Origin of the sequence: Pseudomonas sp. LS1212 (assembly GCF_024741815.1) — a bacterium.
In the GTDB taxonomy this organism is placed as follows: domain Bacteria; phylum Pseudomonadota; class Gammaproteobacteria; order Pseudomonadales; family Pseudomonadaceae; genus Aquipseudomonas.
On sequence record NZ_CP102951.1, the window covers coordinates 3,787,104 to 3,803,361 of the forward strand.

General features: G+C 63.3%; 16 protein-coding genes. 7 read left to right on the forward strand and 9 right to left on the reverse strand.

What is annotated here, in order from left to right:
- Positions 1 to 157: 157 nt before the first annotated feature.
- On the reverse strand, positions 158 to 763 hold the full coding sequence (locus NVV94_RS17565) for an arylesterase (RefSeq protein WP_258443662.1): 606 nt from the start codon (positions 761 to 763) through the stop codon (positions 158 to 160).
- Here NVV94_RS17565 and NVV94_RS17570 point away from each other — a divergent pair.
- The 4 genes from NVV94_RS17570 to NVV94_RS17585 all read left to right on the forward strand — a co-directional run bounded on the left by NVV94_RS17570 (position 720) and on the right by NVV94_RS17585 (position 5,507).
- On the forward strand, positions 720 to 1,451 hold the full coding sequence (locus NVV94_RS17570; RefSeq protein ID WP_258443663.1) for an ABC transporter ATP-binding protein: 732 nt from the start codon (positions 720 to 722) through the stop codon (positions 1,449 to 1,451). The genes NVV94_RS17565 and NVV94_RS17570 overlap by 44 nt on opposite strands.
- Entirely contained in the window at positions 1,451 to 3,955 is a 2,505-nt protein-coding gene (locus NVV94_RS17575) for an ABC transporter permease (protein ID WP_258443664.1), read from the forward strand. The genes NVV94_RS17570 and NVV94_RS17575 overlap by 1 nt, the downstream gene beginning before the upstream one ends.
- A gap of 31 nt (positions 3,956 to 3,986) precedes the next feature.
- Positions 3,987 to 4,484: a transcription elongation factor GreB gene (greB, locus tag NVV94_RS17580; RefSeq protein WP_258443665.1), complete on the forward strand. Its 498-nt coding sequence runs from the start codon at positions 3,987 to 3,989 to the stop codon at positions 4,482 to 4,484.
- Between the two features lie 150 nt (positions 4,485 to 4,634).
- On the forward strand, positions 4,635 to 5,507 hold the full coding sequence (locus NVV94_RS17585) for a hypothetical protein (RefSeq protein WP_258443666.1): 873 nt from the start codon (positions 4,635 to 4,637) through the stop codon (positions 5,505 to 5,507).
- A 9-nt stretch (positions 5,508 to 5,516) separates the two neighbouring features.
- Here NVV94_RS17585 and NVV94_RS17590 read toward each other — a convergent pair whose 3' ends face one another.
- Both NVV94_RS17590 and NVV94_RS17595 read right to left on the reverse strand, forming a co-directional pair.
- A complete protein-coding gene (locus NVV94_RS17590) occupies positions 5,517 to 5,825 on the reverse strand; it encodes a hypothetical protein (RefSeq protein ID WP_258443667.1) in 309 nt (102 codons plus the stop codon).
- Between the two features lie 299 nt (positions 5,826 to 6,124).
- On the reverse strand, positions 6,125 to 7,546 hold the full coding sequence (locus NVV94_RS17595) for a transglycosylase SLT domain-containing protein (protein WP_258443668.1): 1,422 nt from the start codon (positions 7,544 to 7,546) through the stop codon (positions 6,125 to 6,127).
- Between the two features lie 167 nt (positions 7,547 to 7,713).
- Between NVV94_RS17595 and NVV94_RS17600 the strand changes: the two genes are divergently transcribed.
- Complete coding sequence (locus NVV94_RS17600; RefSeq protein WP_258443669.1) at positions 7,714 to 8,520, forward strand: TatD family hydrolase; 807 nt, start codon at positions 7,714 to 7,716, stop codon at positions 8,518 to 8,520.
- Positions 8,521 to 8,626: 106 nt separating this feature from the next.
- On the forward strand, positions 8,627 to 9,001 hold the full coding sequence (locus NVV94_RS17605) for an Mpo1-like protein (protein ID WP_258443670.1): 375 nt from the start codon (positions 8,627 to 8,629) through the stop codon (positions 8,999 to 9,001).
- 12 nt (positions 9,002 to 9,013) lie between these two features.
- Here NVV94_RS17605 and NVV94_RS17610 read toward each other — a convergent pair whose 3' ends face one another.
- The 3 genes from NVV94_RS17610 to NVV94_RS17620 all read right to left on the reverse strand — a co-directional run bounded on the left by NVV94_RS17610 (position 9,014) and on the right by NVV94_RS17620 (position 10,969).
- Positions 9,014 to 9,811: an acyl-CoA thioesterase II gene (locus NVV94_RS17610; RefSeq protein WP_258443671.1), complete on the reverse strand. Its 798-nt coding sequence runs from the start codon at positions 9,809 to 9,811 to the stop codon at positions 9,014 to 9,016.
- A 94-nt stretch (positions 9,812 to 9,905) separates the two neighbouring features.
- Complete coding sequence (locus tag NVV94_RS17615; protein ID WP_258443672.1) at positions 9,906 to 10,673, reverse strand: CHAD domain-containing protein; 768 nt, start codon at positions 10,671 to 10,673, stop codon at positions 9,906 to 9,908.
- 17 nt (positions 10,674 to 10,690) lie between these two features.
- On the reverse strand, positions 10,691 to 10,969 hold the full coding sequence (locus NVV94_RS17620; protein ID WP_258447737.1) for a hypothetical protein: 279 nt from the start codon (positions 10,967 to 10,969) through the stop codon (positions 10,691 to 10,693).
- A 206-nt stretch (positions 10,970 to 11,175) separates the two neighbouring features.
- Between NVV94_RS17620 and NVV94_RS17625 the strand changes: the two genes are divergently transcribed.
- A complete protein-coding gene (locus NVV94_RS17625; RefSeq protein WP_258443673.1) occupies positions 11,176 to 12,219 on the forward strand; it encodes a patatin-like phospholipase family protein in 1,044 nt (347 codons plus the stop codon).
- Positions 12,220 to 12,321: 102 nt separating this feature from the next.
- On the opposite strand, the gene NVV94_RS17630 is transcribed toward NVV94_RS17625, so the two are convergent.
- The 3 genes from NVV94_RS17630 to kdpC are packed head-to-tail and all read right to left on the reverse strand — an operon-like array spanning position 12,322 to position 16,250.
- Positions 12,322 to 13,020 (reverse strand): response regulator, encoded by a 699-nt coding sequence (locus NVV94_RS17630; RefSeq protein ID WP_258443674.1) that lies wholly within the window; start codon positions 13,018 to 13,020, stop codon positions 12,322 to 12,324.
- A gap of 2 nt (positions 13,021 to 13,022) precedes the next feature.
- Entirely contained in the window at positions 13,023 to 15,674 is a 2,652-nt protein-coding gene (locus NVV94_RS17635; RefSeq protein WP_258443675.1) for a sensor histidine kinase KdpD, read from the reverse strand.
- Positions 15,675 to 15,689: 15 nt separating this feature from the next.
- Positions 15,690 to 16,250 (reverse strand): potassium-transporting ATPase subunit KdpC, encoded by a 561-nt coding sequence (kdpC, locus tag NVV94_RS17640; protein WP_258443677.1) that lies wholly within the window; start codon positions 16,248 to 16,250, stop codon positions 15,690 to 15,692.
- Positions 16,251 to 16,258 lie beyond the last annotated feature (8 nt).

Below are 16,258 nucleotides of genomic sequence, written 5' to 3' on the forward strand. Positions count from 1 at the left end.
CAGGCCCTCACAGGCGCCATAAGGCCCCCTCGCAGGTGCGCGATAAGGACCCCTGACATATGGGACAAAGGTGGGCCAAAGCTGTTACAAAACGCTCTGGACAGGCTCAACGACTGCTCCCTACAATTGAGTCTTCCTGATCCTCTCAGGGATTACTTCAAAGCAGCGGCTTCAGCATCGGCCACACGTTATCCAGTAGTCGGGGCTGAGCTTCAGCGGTAGGGTGAATTCCATCACTCTGATTCATGGAAGGCACGCCACCTATTCCCTCCAGCAAGAAAGGCACCAAGGGAATGTCATTCTCTTTGGCTACTTTAGGGAACACTTCAGCGAAAGCCGTTGTGTAGCGAACACCGTAATTTGGCGGTAAGCGCATACCCAAAAGCAGCACCTTGGCCCCTGCCTTCTTCGACTGCTGAATCATCGACGCAAGATTTTGTTGCAATTGCGTGGGAAGCTGCCCACGCAGCCCGTCGTTACCGCCCAGCTCCAGGATCACCAGTGCCGGCTTGTGCGCTGCAAGCAGCGCCGGCAGCCGCGCCTGGCCCCCGGCACTGGTGTCGCCACTGATCGAGGCATTGACCACCTTGTCGTCGAAACCCTCGCGCTCAAGGCGTTGCTGCAGCAGCGATACCCACCCTTGCCGGGTATCCAGGCCGAAAGCCGCGCTGATACTATCGCCAACGACCAGGACAGTACCCGCCGCTGCGCCTTGAGCCATGCACATCAATGCCAGGCCAGCACTTATCAACCACACTCGCATCGGACTCTCCATGGCAATTCTGTCAGCGCGCAACCTTAGCAAAGTGGTCCCCAGCGCGGAAGGTGAACTGACCATCCTGCACCGGTTGTCCCTTGAGCTCAAACAAGGCGACAGCCTGGCCATCGTCGGCGCCTCGGGCTCGGGCAAGTCGACCCTGCTCGGCCTGCTCGCCGGGCTGGACCTGCCCAGCGCCGGGAGCGTGACCCTGGCCGGCCAGGACCTCGGCAGCCTGGACGAGGACCAGCGCGCACGGGTACGCGCCGAACACGTAGGCTTTGTGTTCCAGTCCTTTCAGCTGCTCGACAGCCTCAACGCCCTGGAAAACGTCATGCTGCCGCTTGAACTCGACGGTCGCAAGGATGCCCGCGAGCATGCCCGCAGCCTGCTCGAGCGAGTCGGCCTGGGCCAGCGCCTGAGTCACTCGCCACGCCAGCTTTCCGGGGGCGAGCAACAGCGGGTGGCCATTGCCCGGGCATTCGCCGCCGAGCCGGCGGTGCTGTTCGCCGACGAGCCGACCGGCAACCTGGACAGCCACACCGGTGAGCGCATCAGCGACCTGCTGTTCGAGCTCAACCAGGAACGTGGTACCACCCTGGTACTGGTGACCCACGACGTGCGCCTGGCCCATCGCTGCCGGCGCCAGATTCGCCTGGATGCCGGCCATCTGGTCGCCCCGCTGGAGGCCTGATGGCACGCTTGCCGCTGTTGCGCCTGTTGAGTCTCGCCCTGCGTCAGCTGCTGCGCGATGCCCGCGCCGGCGAATTACGGGTTCTGTTCTTCGCCCTGCTGGTGGCGGTCGCTGCAAGCACCGCCATCGGCTACTTCGGCGCCCGCCTCAATGGTGCGATGCTGCTGCGGGCCACCGAATTCCTCGGCGCCGACCTGCTGTTGCAGGGCTCCTCGCCTGCCCGCCCGGAACAACTGCAGGCCGGTCGAGACCTGGGCCTGGAGCATGCTCGCGTGGTCGAGTTCTCCAGCGTGGTGGCCGGCGACAATGGCATCCAGCTTTCCAGCATCAAGGCCGCCGATGCGGCCTACCCGTTGCGCGGGGAGCTCAAGAGCGCCGCGCAACCGTATGGCAGCGAAGGGAGCGGCGGCGGCCCCGGGCCAGGCGAGGCCTGGGTCGAACCGCGCCTGCTGGCGGCGCTGAACCTGAAAATCGGCGACAGCATCGACGTCGGCATGAAGACCCTGCGCATGACCCGGGTGCTGACCTACGAGCCCGATCGCACCGGCAACTTCTATAGCCTCACCCCCAGAGTACTGATCAACTTCGCCGACCTGGACGCCACCGGCGTAGTCCAGCCCGGCAGCCGGGTGACCTACCGCGAGCTCTGGCGGGGCACTTCCGAAGCACTGGCCGACTATCAGAAGGCGGTGAAACCCAGCCTTGAGGCCAACCAGAGCCTGCAGGACTCGCGCGATGGCAACCGCCAGATCGGCGGCGCCCTGGGCAAGGCCGAGCGCTACTTGAACATGGCCAGCCTGGTGGCGGTGCTGCTGTCCGGTGTTGCCGTCGCCCTGTCGGCCAGTCGTTTCGCCAGCCGACGCTTCGACGCCAGCGCCTTGCTGCGCTGCCTGGGCCTCTCGCGCCGGCAAGCCTTGCTGCTGTTCAGTTTGCAACTGGCCATGCTCGGGCTGCTGGCCAGCCTCAGTGGCGCACTCCTGGGCTGGCTGGCGCAGTTGGGGCTGTTTTACCTGCTCGCCGGGCTGCTGCCGACAGTGGTCCCGGCCGGTGGCGTAATGCCAGCCCTTGCCGGGATCGGCACCGGCCTGGTCGCGCTCGCCGGGTTCGCCCTGCCGCCCCTGGCGGCGCTCGGCCGGGTACCGCCGCTGCGGGTGCTGCGTCGCGACCTGCTGCCCGTGCCGCCCAGCAGCTGGCTGGTCTATGGGGCCGCGCTGCTGGCGCTGGCCCTGATCATGTGGCGCTTGAGCCTGGACCTGTTGTTGACCTTCGCCCTGCTCAGCGGCGGCCTGCTCGCGGCGCTGCTGCTCGGCGGCTTGCTCCTGCTCGGCTTGCAAAGCCTGCGCCGGCTGCTGGCCGGGGCCAGCCTGCCGTGGCGCCTGGGTCTGGGCCAATTGCTCCGGCACCCCCTGGCAGCAGCCGGCCAATCGCTGGCATTCGGCCTGATCCTGCTGTCCATGGCCTTGATCGCACTGCTGCGCGGCGAGCTGCTCGACACTTGGCAGAACCAACTGCCCAAGGATGCGCCCAACTATTTCGCCCTGAACATCCTGCCCGCCGACAAAGCCGCCTTCGCCGATCGCCTCAAGGACTTCTCGGTACTCGGCGCCCCGCTCTACCCGGTCATCCCCGGCCGCTTGACCCACATCAATGGCGAGCCGGTGCGCCAGATCGTCAGCAAGGACTCCAGCGGCGACCGCGCGATCCAGCGCGATCTGAGCCTGACCTGGGCCGCAGAGCTGCCAGCAGGCAATACGCTGACGGCCGGCAGCTGGTGGAGCGAGCAACCGGCAGATGCGCTGCCGGCCGTTTCGGTAGAAGCCAAAGTGGCCGAAAGCCTGAAGCTCAAGCTCGGCGACCGACTGCTCTTCAGCGTTGGCGGCATGAACCGCGAAGTGCGAGTCACCAGCTTGCGCGCGGTCAACTGGGACAACTTCCAGCCCAACTTCTTCATGATCTTCGAACCCGGCACACTCAAGGACCTGCCGACCACCTACCTGACCAGCTTCTACCTGGCGCCCGGCCACGACCAACAGATCGTCGAGCTGTCGCGGGCCTTCCCGGCCGTAACCATACTGCAGGTCGAGGCATTGCTCGCCCAACTGCGCAGCATCCTCGCCCAGGTCACCCTCGCGGTTGAATACGTCCTGCTGTTCGTCCTTGCCGCCGGCCTGGCTGTGTTGTTTTCCGGCCTGCAGGCGACCCTGGACGAACGCATCCATCAGGGGGCGCTGCTGCGGGCACTGGGGGCCGAACGCAGGTTGCTGGTCAAGACCCGGCGTATCGAGTTCGGCCTGCTGGGCGCCGCCAGCGGCCTGCTCGCGGCACTTGGCTGTGAACTGGTCAGCCTGGTGCTCTACCGGTATGCCTTCGACCTCGCCTGGAGCCCGCATCCGTGGCTGTTGATCTTGCCGGTCGTAGGCGCAGTGCTGGTTGGGGGTGCCGGGATCTTCGGCACGCGCCGGGCCTTGAACGCCACCCCGCTGACAGTGCTTCGCGAAGGCTGATAGACTCCATGCTCCATCGCCCGAGACCTGTATGAGCCGTTATCGCCCACCTCGCACCGCCGGCACCGCCTTGATCACCCCCGAAGGCGAAGCGCGGATGCGTGCCGAACTGCATGAGTTATGGCATGTGCGCAGGCCCCAGGTAACCCAGTCGGTCAGCGAAGCCGCCGCGCAAGGCGACCGTTCGGAAAACGCCGAATACACCTATGGCAAGAAGATGCTGCGAGAAATCGACAGCCGCGTGCGCTTCCTGACCAAGCGCCTGGAAAATCTCAAGGTGGTCAGCGAACGCCCGAGCGACCCGAACAAGGTCTATTTTGGTGCCTGGGTCACGGTAGAAAACGAAGCAGGCGACCCGTCGCGCTATCGCATCGTCGGGCCTGACGAGCTGGACCTGAAGCTGGGCCTGATCAGCATCGACTCACCCCTGGCCCGCGCCTTGATCGGCAAGGCACTGGATGCCGAAGTACGGGTACAGACGCCCACCGGCGAACAACTGGTTTATATCGTCGAGATAGCATACCCCTGAGCCACTGCCAGGCCGATCCTCAACGCTTAACACCCCGCAATAACATCAGCGCTTTTACTTCCTTAGTTAGTCAATCAGCATTCAATTAACATGGCGTCGAGGCGACACACCGCCCCGACCATTCTATTGATTGTCAAGGAAGACACTAAGATGAAGATCAACCCGGAAACATACCCTCATAGCTGGATGGGACAAAACTCCACTATCGGCAACTTGCGCATTGACGAACTGATACTCCCCGGCTCACATGACTCGGGCATGGACAAGAACTCGCCCAATACAAATATTCTTTCAGAGATCACCCAAGATGTTTCCGCCATCGAGCAGATTCAGGGAGGCATCAGAGTGTTGGATCTCCGGGTCTGGTTCTATGAAAACTACCCAGTCGGTGACCCGAGGCGCTTCCAGCTTTTCCACCTGAACTCGTCAGGCAGGACCGTCACCACCGACATTCTGGAAGCCCTGGATCGCTTTTACCTAGGGATGATCACACCAAACGATACCCGCAGGGAAATTGTCATTCTCAATTTCCATCAACTCGAGAATTTCAACTATGAAGCCCACCGCGAACTCCAGGAACTTATTACCCTCCGATTGGGCCATCGATTGATAACCTACGATCTCAAGGACAAACCTCTTATCTATCTATGGCTTAGTCACCCCGGGAAAACAGTGGTCGTTTCTTACAACTGGGGAATTGACGGCTATACATTCTGGAATGGCGTCAATCAACGCTGGAGCGGAAAGAATCTCAACACGACTACCCAACTCAAGGTATTCATGGACCAGGTTTCCCTGGAAAAAAAACCTGACCATGAACTTCGCTCCATACAATGCGCCAAGTATGTCCTGCCCTTTTTTGTACCCGACGACTTCAGCGACAAGATCGATGAATGGTTCAAGTCCGAAGATGAAAACAGCTACATCCAGAAATTTTTCATCATCAACACGGACTGGTCGCTCAGAAGCGATATCGTGAGAAATTGCATCCATGCCAGTTGCGTCAAAGCCCTCATCAAGTAAATGACAGACTCAGCGTCGTGTGATCAGGCCCTGGCGTGCAATACGCGTCATGTGGCCGATCACTTCTTCGGCGCTTTCGGCACTCGGCGCCTGAAAAACGGCCAGGTCGAAACGGTCATTGGAAAACTGTGCGAGGGCGCCGACTTCGTCGACAAACTGGATCAGGAACGCCGTGGCCTTGCCCTTGCGTCGGGGCCAGCCGTCGAGATGACGCAACAAGGTGGGTTGATGCTGGCCGCCGAGCAGAATTCGGGGGTTGCGCACTGTCGGGTTCGCAGCGACAGGGGCCAGACAGACACTGATGCGTGGACAACTCATGGTGTATTTCTCCGCCTCCAGATCCCGCTGGGCTGCGGTGGGAGGCGTCACCGAACCAGCGCTTTAGCGGTATTTAGGTGACGATGAAGTCCCCGGCGCCCCGCAAGTAGCTGTTTAAATCGGCGCATGCGGGCATCCTAGAGAAGCCGGACACAAATTGTCAATAACACAAGATCGCAGGGGGAGCCCTGCGGACTCCAGCGCAGCCTGGCGGCAGCGGCTACATGGTTCGGCGTAGCCGCTGCCGTAGGCTGCGCTGAGGTCCGCAGGACCTCCCCAGCAACAATTCAAATAGTTGATTATTTACGCGAGACAACTTTCCGGACTTTCGGCTCCAGCGACTCTCTTTCCCGGTCGAACGCCAGGTAGTATTTGTTCACGCTATTAACATAGCTGACCACCCCCATGCCCACTTGCTCCATGGCAATGCGCTCGACCTGGAAGAACCACTGATTGGGGTTCAGGCCGCGTCGCCGCGCTTCGGCACGCATGCCCTGGACGCGCTCCGGACCCATGTTGTAGGCCGCCAGGACAAACGCCATGCGCTCACGCTCGTTGAGTTGGGTACTGGCGAAGAACTTGCGCCGGATCATCGACAGATAGCGGGCCCCTGCCTGCACGCTGTTATCGACATTCTGCAGGTTACTCACGCCCACTCGCTGCGCTGCCGCGGGTGTGATCTGCAGCAGGCCCATGGCGCCGCTGGCGCCCCGGGCATTGGGGTTCAGGGTCGATTCCTTGAACGCCAGTGCGGCCAGGCTCAACCAATCCAGGCCCTGTTCAGTGGCGTGGCGCTGCAACACCGGGCGGATTTTCTCCAGGCGCTTGCGGTCCGCCCTTCCTAAGGGGTTGTGCACCTTGTACAGGCGCCGATATACACGCTCGAAGGCGGCATCCTGATCGGCAGGCGGCCGGTAGCCCGTGATGAAGCGGTCGACGCTGGCCAGCAACATCGACGCATCGCGGCGCACATACCAGTGCATCTGCTGCGGCGCACTGATCTGCGGCTGGCGGTCGATGCGCAGCTTGGGCATGACCCTGGCCCAGCGTTCGGCGATAGGCTGCTCGACCACGGTCAGGTGAAAGATCCCGGCCTGGACCATTTCCAGCACATCCTCGACGGCCAAGCTCGGATCGACCCATTCGACCGTGATCGGCGGCAACTTGCGCAACGCCAGTTTCTGGTTGATCTCATGGATGGCGTCGCCTGCGGCGCTGCCGGTGGGCAAGGCCAGCGTTCGCCCGGCCAACTGCTCGACACGCTGGAAGCGGCGCTCACCCTTGCGCCCTACCAACAGCAGGGGAACATTGCTGACAATCGGGTTACTGGCGCTGACGGCATGGGTCGGCGCCAGGTCGACCAACTCTCCGGGCGCCACCAGATCCCCTTCCCCGCGCTGCAAGGCGCCGAGCAATTGCTCCTTGGCCTTGGGGATGATTTTCAGGTGCAGCTCCTGGCCGTCACGGGCGCGGCCGTTGAGGTACTGCTCGAAGGCCCGCAGCCGATGGTATTCGACACCAATGGGCTGGCCCCGGACCTCACCCGAACTGTTGCGGCTCTGGTTGACCAGCACCCGCAGCACACGGCTGCTACGGATCTCGGCCAGGTCGCGGACCTTGCCCGGCTGCCGGGCCTCCGGCGGCCCGGCCAGGCGCGCAGTCGCCGGCCACGACGCGAGCAGCCCCAGGCACAGCACGATCAGCAGTGAGGCTCGCGTCATCCGCTCTCCAGGTTAAGGGCGCGCGAACACGGGCACGGCTCCCCGTGCATCCATGCCCAACGCTACAATTCACCGCAACAGACAGTCACAACTCATTGAAGTTCTTGGCTTTATTGAATTTTCTTCAGCTCTGGTATGCTTTCCGGCCTCTGTTCTGAGGTAGCACCATGCAACTCATCGACATCGGCGTCAATCTCACCAACGCAAGCTTTGCCCAGCAACTGCCCTCGATTCTCGAGCGGGCCGAGGCTGCCGGGGTCTGCCAGATGATGGTCACCGGCACCAGCGTGGAGGGCAGCGAACACGCCCTGGAGCTGTGCCAGCAGCTCGACGAGACGGGCCTGCGCCTGTTCGCCACGGCCGGTATCCATCCCCATTGCGCCAGTGACTGGAATGCCGATACCGCCCAGAGCCTGCGTGCACTGCTCAAGGAGCCACGCGTGCGCGCGGTGGGTGAATGCGGCCTGGACTTCAACCGCGACTTTTCGCCCCGCCCGCAGCAGGAAAAAGTGCTGGAGGAGCATCTGGCAATGGCCGTTGACCTGCAGTTGCCGGTGTTCCTGCATGAACGCGATGCCAGCCAACGCCTGCTGGAAATCCTGGCGGACTATCGCGACCGCCTGCCCGCGGCCGTGGTGCATTGCTTTACCGGCGAGCAACGAGCGCTGTTCGGTTACCTGGACATGGACCTGCACATCGGCATCACCGGCTGGATCTGTGACGAGCGCCGTGGCACCCACCTGCACCCGCTGGTGCACAACATCCCCCAGGGCCGTCTGATGCTCGAAAGCGATGCCCCCTACCTGCTGCCGCGCACCCTGCGGCCCAAGCCGAAGAACGGGCGCAACGAACCGGCGTTTCTGCCCGAGGTCCTGCGCGAAGTGGCCCTGCACCGGGGCGAGAGCCCGGAACAACTGGCCGCGCACACCACCGCCTGCGCCCGGGCCTTTTTCAACCTGCCTGAGATTACTTGACGCCGTAACTGTCTATGGCTGCGATAGCCGCGCTCGATTCGCCGCCAGCCTGCCTGCGAACTATTCTTCAACTAAGGGTGAACGCACCACTTTGGAGAATTGCGCAATGAACAAACGCTTGCCCAACCTTCATGCCTGGCAATGGCGCAGCTACTACGACAATCATCGCCACCCGACCAATCTGGTGCTGCACATGATTGCCGTGCCATTGTTCATCGTGGCGGTGCTATTGATCCTCTCGGGCCTGTTTGGCTTCGATTTCAGCGAGCTTGCCGTAGGTGTCATCGGCCTGATCGCCGCCCTTGGCCTGCAGCGCCAGGGGCATCGGCTCGAAGCGCAACAGCCCGAGCCATTCAGCGGCCGCAAGGACGCCTTGCAGCGCCTGCTGGTGGAGCAATTCATCACCTTTCCACGCTTTGTCCTGAGCGGCGCCTGGTGGCGCGCCTGGCGCGAGCGCCACCGTCGCAATCGTCGCCACTAGGCTGCCAGCGGGCTAGGCGAAAACCGTCACGGTCTGTCGGCTGATGGCCAGCAACTCACCTTCGGCGGTCCAGAGGGCAGCTGCCGTATGGCCGTAACCATCGCGCGAATACTCGATCGTCGCGCAATAGCGGCACCAGTCCAGCGTGCTGACTTTCGGTGTTGGCTGCACGAACTCAATGGTCCAGGTCAATGTGCTCCCGGCTGCCGGCTTGTTCAGGTACGGCAGTGTTGCCGGTGGCCAGGCATCGACCAGCGCCAGCAAGTGCGCCTCGGTAACCGGCTCTTCAACCACATCGCCGCGCAGCTGCACCCAGCCGCCCATGCTGCGGGAGGGTGTGTTGGTGAACGGCATGCCGCCCACGCCCCAGCGCATGGCCAGGTAGCGGATGAACTCGGGGGTCGCGCCCTCGATGTAAGGCAACTCTGGTGAATCCTCCAGGCTTTTCATCGGGGCGGCCAGCAAGGCCGGAACATCGATGACCGAGCTGCGCGGCGCACCGAAGCTGCCCTGGATCAGGGTCACCACCGCCCCCTTCTGCACAGCCCGGCCCAGCAGCGAACTGACTGCCCCGCCCTGGCGCAGCACTTCGACCTCGAAACTGATCGGCACCTCGGGCTCGGCCGGGCCGACGAAGGTGATGGCCAGCGAGCGAACCGGCCGCTCTGGCGCCACCCTGGCGCGCATCGCCTCGAATAGCAGCGCAGCCATCAACCCGCCGAAGCAGGCGCGACCCTGGGACCACTGACTTGGAATTGTCACCGCCTCTGGGTGGCGGCGTACCGCGCCGAGCAGCTCGGAAAAATTCATGCGAACCTCAGGTCGAAGAAACGGACCTGAATCTTAACCAGCAAGCCCCGGCTAGACAGCGCCTATTTGCGCCAATCTAGCGGCCTGGCGCGGCTTATTGTTTTGCGCAGGCTGCCAGAAGCTTGTCCAGAACCTGGTCGGACCGCTGCTCGGCCTGCTCCATCGACGCTTGCCAACGCGCCACGCAAGGAACCAGATCCACCTCCTGTTCGGCCTTGAGCAGCCACTGCAGATGATCATGCCAGTCGCCCAGCGCGCCTTGTGCCTGTTTCAGGCAGCGGGTGATTCTGGCCGGCGAGCGATCGAGTTGCGGATAGGTTTCGGCCGCATAGCGCACGCGCTTGATCAACAAGCGCAGGCGATGGCGGTCATGGGCCGGATCGCGCAATGCCTCGTCGAGTTGCTTCCACTGTTTGGCCAGGCGCTTCTCTACCCGCCGACGCAAGCCACGCAACAGCCACTGGCGCTGCGCCGCTCGCAGAAACATTGGAAAGGCGTCGAGGACTGCCAGCAGACGACTCAGTTCGGCACTGGCGGCGACGGCGACGAACACGCCCTCCATCTCGGCGATTCTTTTCATTGCCGCTTCCGCCTGTTGATAAGCCAGCAGGTGCGCGGCCAGGACTTCCTTGTCGCGATACGGCGTGGTCAGATCCCCGACCTGTGACGCGGCAGCCTCCAGTTGATCGACACCGGGCAGCCCGCGCAAAGGCCTCAGCAGGCTGCGCAAGCGTCGCACGGTGGTACGCAGATCGTGCAGCGCTTCACTGTCGGTCTGCGCCGCCAGACGCGCCTGGCAAGCCAGCAGCCTGACGTACAACCGTACAATCTGAGCGATTACATGATCGACCATCGCCGACATGGAGGTTCTCCTGTCAATTACCGCCCGGCCCGCGACTCACGGATATAGAAACGCGCTTTCTGGGCCTTTTTCGAGCAGCCCTCGAAGGCCTCGAACTGCTGCTGGGTTTTCGCGCCGGTGAGCAACGACAACGCCTTGGAATAGCTCACAGTACCAGCAAAACCTTCGACTTTCGCCAGGTCGAGCTCTTTCCAGGCCGCATCCAGCTGGCTTGCGCAACTGTCGCGATAGGCGGTCTTGCCCGCACAACCGGACAGAACAAGAGCAAGCAACGGCAGGCAGATCCAGGCTTTCATCGGTGACACCTCAATAATAATGAACGAACGTGCAACTAAGACGACCCGGAACGGGAAAAGTGCCCTGGCTCGCCGCTTCCAAGCGTAGCGCAGCCATGCACGATAGCGAAGCGCCAGCAACTTTTTCAGCCCGATCGACGCAAGTGCGCCCATCAATCAATGCAATGTTGGTGCATACTCAAATGACAGCAATCAGAGCCCCTGCCATGAAGAAACGAGTCGCGTTGGTGCTGGGGTCGGGCGGCGCCCGGGGCTATGCCCATATCGGAGTCATCGAGGAAATCGAACGACGCGGGTACGACATCGCCTGCATCGCCGGCTGCTCCATGGGCGCCGTGGTGGGCGGCATCTACGCCGCCGGCAAGCTCGACGAATACCGCAACTGGATCGAAAGCCTGGATTACCTGGACGTGCTGCGCCTGGTGGATGTCAGTTTCCGTCTGGGGGCCATCCGCGGCGAGAAGATCTTCGGGCAGATTCGCAAGATCGTCGGCGAGATCAACATCGAAGACTTGCCCATCCCCTACACCGCTGTCTGCACGGACCTGACCAACCAGCAGGAAATCTGGTTCCAGGAAGGCTGCCTGCACCAGGCCATGCGCGCTTCGGCGGCCATCCCCAGCCTGTTCACCCCGGTCGTGCAGGGCAACCGCATGCTGGTCGATGGCGGCATCCTCAATCCGTTGCCGATCGTGCCGGTAGTGTCCAGCCATTGCGACCTGATCATCGCGGTCAACCTCAACTCCACCAACCAGAAGCACTACCAACTGCCGGTGATCGAACGGCCCGCTGCCTTCAAGCTGCGCTTTGACAGCCTGATCAGCTCACTGGGCTCGCACCTGCCGTTTCGGCGCAAGCCGGCCGAGGAACTCATACGCCTGGAACAGGAAGCCTTCAACTCGAACTCGACAATAGACCCCAACCCCTGGCTCAGCGATGTGGCCAACCCCGCGGCCCAGCAACCGGCAGCGGCACCCGAGAACCCCGGTGCGCCAAAGTCCGCCACCGGTTCGTTCATCATCGACAACGTCGGCCCGGCATCGTTGCTGGATTTGATCAACCAGAGTTTCGAGGTAATGCAGACGTCGCTGGCGCAGTACAAGATCGCCGGCTATCCACCGGACATCCTGATCAACGTGCCCAAGCGGGTGTGTCGGTTTTTCGAGTTTTACAAGGCGCAGGAGTTGATCGCGCTGGGGCGGGAGATTGCTCGGGATACGCTGGAGAATTATGAGAGTGAGCGGCGGTAAGGGCGGCCACTTGGCTGCCGATCGCGGGCAAGCCCGCTCCCACAGAGGATCTGCACCGCATTTGTGGGAGCTGGCTTGCCAGCGATAAGCGCCGAAGGCGCTTCAAAGATCCCCGGCATCCACTAACCGATACCCCACCCCAGGCTCGGTCACGATAAACCGCGGCGCCGTCGGATCATCCCCCAGCTTCTGCCGCACATGCGCCACCACAATGCGCAGGTAATGGCTGTCCTCGGCATGGGTGGGCCCCCAGATGTCCTTGAGCAGTTGCTGCTGGGTCACCACGCGTCCCGGATAGCGCGCCAGTTGCGCCAGCACCGCGTATTCCTTGCGGGTCAGGGCGACCTCCACACCGTCGAGCGTAACCCGGCGGTAAGCCTGGTCCACCGTCAATGGGCCGAGGCTGACGGAGGTTGCCTGCGCTTCACCTTGCGGTGCCTGGCGCAACAAGGCGCGCACGCGGGCGAGAAACTCCTGAATACCGAAGGGCTTGGTCACATAATCGTTGGCTCCGCCGTCCAGTGCCTCGACCTTGTGGCCTTCACTGGCACGCACCGACAACACCAACACCGGCACCTGCGACCATTCGCGAAACTCGCGCAACACCTGCTGGCCGTCCATGTCCGGCAGGCCCAGGTCGAGCACCACCAGGTCGGGCTGCGCCAACGCGGCCTGGCTCAATCCTTCACCACCGCTGGCGGCCTCCACCACCTTGTAGCCCTGGGACACCAGGCTGATGCGCAGGAACTTGCGAATCTGCGGTTCGTCGTCAATGACCAGGATGGTCGCTGTCTGGCTCATGCTCAAGTTTCACTCTCAAAATCAGGCTGCGTTTGCAGCGGCAAGAATAGAGTGATGCAGGTGCCTTGGCCATCGATACCCTCGCCCACGGCGATGCGCCCGCCGTGAGCGCCGATCATGCCCTGGCAAATCGCCAGGCCCAGGCCCGTGCCCTGGCCGCCGCGATCGCCGCGCGCGGCGGTGTAAAACATGTCGAAAATCTTCTCGCGCTCCTGCGGTGGAATACCCGGCCCCTGATCGCTGACGGCAAAGAACAACTCACTGTCATTGACCCCGACCGCCACTTGCAGACGACCCTGCGCCGGCGAAAAGCGCGCGGCGTTTTCCAGCACGTTGATCAGCGCCTGCTCGATCAAGGCGGCATGCACATGAAGCAGGGGCAGGTCCGGCGCCACGTCGGTGTGAACCTCATAGGGCGACAACAGCACCCGCAACCGGTTGAGGGCACTACCGACGATGTCTGCCGGCGCGACCCAGTCACGGGAGAGTTTAAGTGCACCATGGCCCAGGCGAGTCATGTCCAGCAGGTTCTGGATATAGCGATCCAGGCGCTCGGCCTCATCGCGCGTGCCTTCGAGCAGCTCGCGCCGATCCTCGCGGCCGATGGCATCGCCCAGCGCCAACAGGCTGTCGATACTGCCGCGCATGGCCGTCAATGGCGTGCGCAAGTCATGGGAAACCGACGCCAGCAAGGCGCTGCGCAACTGCTCGGTTTCGCCGTGCAGGCGCGCCGCTTCCAGGTCCTCGGCCAACCGGGCCCGGGCCAGGGCCTGGGCAAGGGGCTGGCTGAGTGCGGTCAACAGACGCCGCCGCTGGGCCGTCAAGGCCTGGCCTTCACGCGGTCGCACCCCCAACACGGCCAATGGCCCCTCCTCCAACGACAGCGGCCACCACCACCAACGGCCCATCGGCAATGTGCCGGTGCCATGGCCCGCTGCCTGATCGTGCTGCCAGGCCCAATCGGCGGCCGCCCGTTCGGCTTCGGAGAATTGCAGCGCCCCGCCGCTGGCGACCTTCCAGCCGCCCTGGCCATCGCGGTCGAGAAGGCACAACTGCAACTCCTTCCAGCCTTCCAGGTGCTGGCCCGCTGCATTGAACACGGCCTGGCGATCGGTGGCGGCGGTGAGCTTGCGCGACAGGTCGAGCAACTCGCTGGTTTCCTCCTGGGTGTCGCGCAGGGCCTGCACTTGCCGACGTTGCCGGGCCGCGAGGTTGCCAGTCAGCGCCGCCATCAGCAGGAAGAATACTAGCGTCAACACATCCTCTTCACGTTGAATACGCAAGGAGAAAGTCGGCGGTATGAACAAAAAGTCGTACACCAGAAACGACAGCACCGCACACGCCAGCGCCGGTCCCAGACTGCTGCGCACCGCGACCAGCAATACCGCTGCAAGAAACACCAGCGAGATATTCGGCAGCGCCAGAACACTGGACACCGCCCAGGCCAGCGCACTGGCCAGCACTGTTGCCAACAATGCCAGCGCATAGTCGAACCAGACCCACTCCCCCGCCACCGCCAAGCGCGTTGCCGGGGGCGCGTCATCGCGGTCCAGCACGTTGATCTCCAGGCCATGGGCGTGACGCAACAAGCGCGCCGCAACCCCCGCGCCGAACCAGCGCCGGCGCAACCGCTCACGCGACTGGCCAACCAGCACCAGGCTGGCACGGCGCTCGGCGGCGTGCTGGATCAAGGTCCGCGCCACCTCCCCTGCACGCAGCACCACCACTTCGCCACCGAGGCGCTCAGCCAATTGCTGGGCACTCTGCAAGCGCAGCCGCGATTGTTCGTCGCGCACTGCGCCGTTGTCCACGTGCACCAGGCTCCAGGGCAAGTGCCGACGCTGGGCGACCCGGCTGGCATGGCGTACCAGCCGTTCGGCCTGGGCATCGCCATCGACACCGACCAGCAAGCGCCCGCGCAAGGCCGGTGCCGACTGCCCCCGTTGCCGATAACCCTGGGCCAGATCGGCATCGACCTGGGCCGCTGCCGTCTGCATGGCCAACTCGCGCAAGGCGGTCAGGTTGGTCTGGGTAAAAAACGCATCGATGGCCGCCCGCGCCTGCTCCGGGACATAGACCTTGCCCTCGCGCAGTCGCTCGAGCAGTTCACGCGGCGGCAGGTCGATCAGCACCAGCTCGAAGGCTTCCTGCAGGACCCAGTCCGGCAGGGTTTCGCGCACCTGCACCCCGGTGATACCGCGCACCTGATCGTTCAGGCTCTCCAGGTGCTGGACGTTGACCGTGGTGAACACATCAATGCCCGCGGCCAGCAACTCCTGCACATCCTGCCAGCGCTTGGCATGCCGGCTGCCGGGGGCGTTGCTGTGGGCCAGCTCATCGACCAGGGCCAGCTGCGGTGCGGCCTTGAGCAGGCCATCGAGGTCCACTTCCTCAAGCATCACCCCACGGTACTCCGAACGCACCTGCGGCTGCTGCGGCAAGCCACTGAGCAGCGCCTCGGTTTCCGCCCGGCCATGGGTCTCGACCACGGCCGCCAGCACCTTGACGCCCTGGCGTTGCTGGGCATGGGCGGCCTGGAGCATGGCGTAGGTCTTGCCCACACCGGGCGCGGCACCGAGAAACACCTTGAGCCGGCCGCGACCTTCGCGGGGCAGTTCGGCGAGTAGCGCGTCGGCGCGGTCGGAATCACTCATGGACGGTTCTCAGGCTCAGTGGGGAGAAGTTGAAAGCTGATCGAGGGCGCTGTTCAACGCCAGCACATTGACCACTGGTGGGCCGACCAACGGTTGCAGGGTGTACTGCAAAACCAATTGTTGCAAGGTCGCCAACGGCAACTGCCGGGCCGCAGCGACCCGCGCCAGTTGATAGTCGACGGCGGCAGGCGGCAAGTGCGGGTCCAGTCCGCTGCCGGAGGTGGTCAACAGCGCCAGCGGTACGGGCCCCTGCTGCGGCACATATTGCCGAGCAGCGTCTTCGTTGACCCGTGTCGCCAGAGCCGGGTTGCTCGGGGCCAGGTTGCTGGCGCTACTGGATACCGTGGCAAAGGCACCGGCCGACGGCCGCGAATGGAACCAGCCATCGCCACTGAAGTCCTGGGCGATCAGGGTCGAACCGCGCACCTTGCCGTCGGCATCGCGCAGCAAGCTGCCATTGGCTTGTTCGGGGAAGGCCACCTGAGCAATCCCGGTGACCGCCAGCGGATAGGCCACGCCTGTGATCAGGGTCATCAACACGATCAGGCTCATGGCCGGGCGAAAGAAAGTAGACATGTTCAGCT

Excerpts from the sequence above, each read along its gene's own strand:
- NVV94_RS17570 (WP_258443663.1), top strand. The coding sequence starts at position 720 with ATGCACATCAATGCCAGGCCAGCACTTATCAACCACACTCGCATCGGA.
- NVV94_RS17565 (WP_258443662.1), bottom strand. The coding sequence starts at position 763 with ATGCGAGTGTGGTTGATAAGTGCTGGCCTGGCATTGATGTGCATGGCT.
- NVV94_RS17575 (WP_258443664.1), top strand. The coding sequence starts at position 1,451 with ATGGCACGCTTGCCGCTGTTGCGCCTGTTGAGTCTCGCCCTGCGTCAG.
- greB (WP_258443665.1), top strand. The coding sequence starts at position 3,987 with ATGAGCCGTTATCGCCCACCTCGCACCGCCGGCACCGCCTTGATCACC.
- NVV94_RS17585 (WP_258443666.1), top strand. The coding sequence starts at position 4,635 with ATGAAGATCAACCCGGAAACATACCCTCATAGCTGGATGGGACAAAAC.
- NVV94_RS17590 (WP_258443667.1), bottom strand. The coding sequence starts at position 5,825 with ATGAGTTGTCCACGCATCAGTGTCTGTCTGGCCCCTGTCGCTGCGAAC.
- NVV94_RS17595 (WP_258443668.1), bottom strand. The coding sequence starts at position 7,546 with ATGACGCGAGCCTCACTGCTGATCGTGCTGTGCCTGGGGCTGCTCGCG.
- NVV94_RS17600 (WP_258443669.1), top strand. The coding sequence starts at position 7,714 with ATGCAACTCATCGACATCGGCGTCAATCTCACCAACGCAAGCTTTGCC.
- NVV94_RS17605 (WP_258443670.1), top strand. The coding sequence starts at position 8,627 with ATGAACAAACGCTTGCCCAACCTTCATGCCTGGCAATGGCGCAGCTAC.
- NVV94_RS17610 (WP_258443671.1), bottom strand. The coding sequence starts at position 9,811 with ATGAATTTTTCCGAGCTGCTCGGCGCGGTACGCCGCCACCCAGAGGCG.
- NVV94_RS17615 (WP_258443672.1), bottom strand. The coding sequence starts at position 10,673 with ATGTCGGCGATGGTCGATCATGTAATCGCTCAGATTGTACGGTTGTAC.
- NVV94_RS17620 (WP_258447737.1), bottom strand. The coding sequence starts at position 10,969 with ATGAAAGCCTGGATCTGCCTGCCGTTGCTTGCTCTTGTTCTGTCCGGT.
- NVV94_RS17625 (WP_258443673.1), top strand. The coding sequence starts at position 11,176 with ATGAAGAAACGAGTCGCGTTGGTGCTGGGGTCGGGCGGCGCCCGGGGC.
- NVV94_RS17630 (WP_258443674.1), bottom strand. The coding sequence starts at position 13,020 with ATGAGCCAGACAGCGACCATCCTGGTCATTGACGACGAACCGCAGATT.
- NVV94_RS17635 (WP_258443675.1), bottom strand. The coding sequence starts at position 15,674 with ATGAGTGATTCCGACCGCGCCGACGCGCTACTCGCCGAACTGCCCCGC.
- kdpC (WP_258443677.1), bottom strand. The coding sequence starts at position 16,250 with ATGTCTACTTTCTTTCGCCCGGCCATGAGCCTGATCGTGTTGATGACC.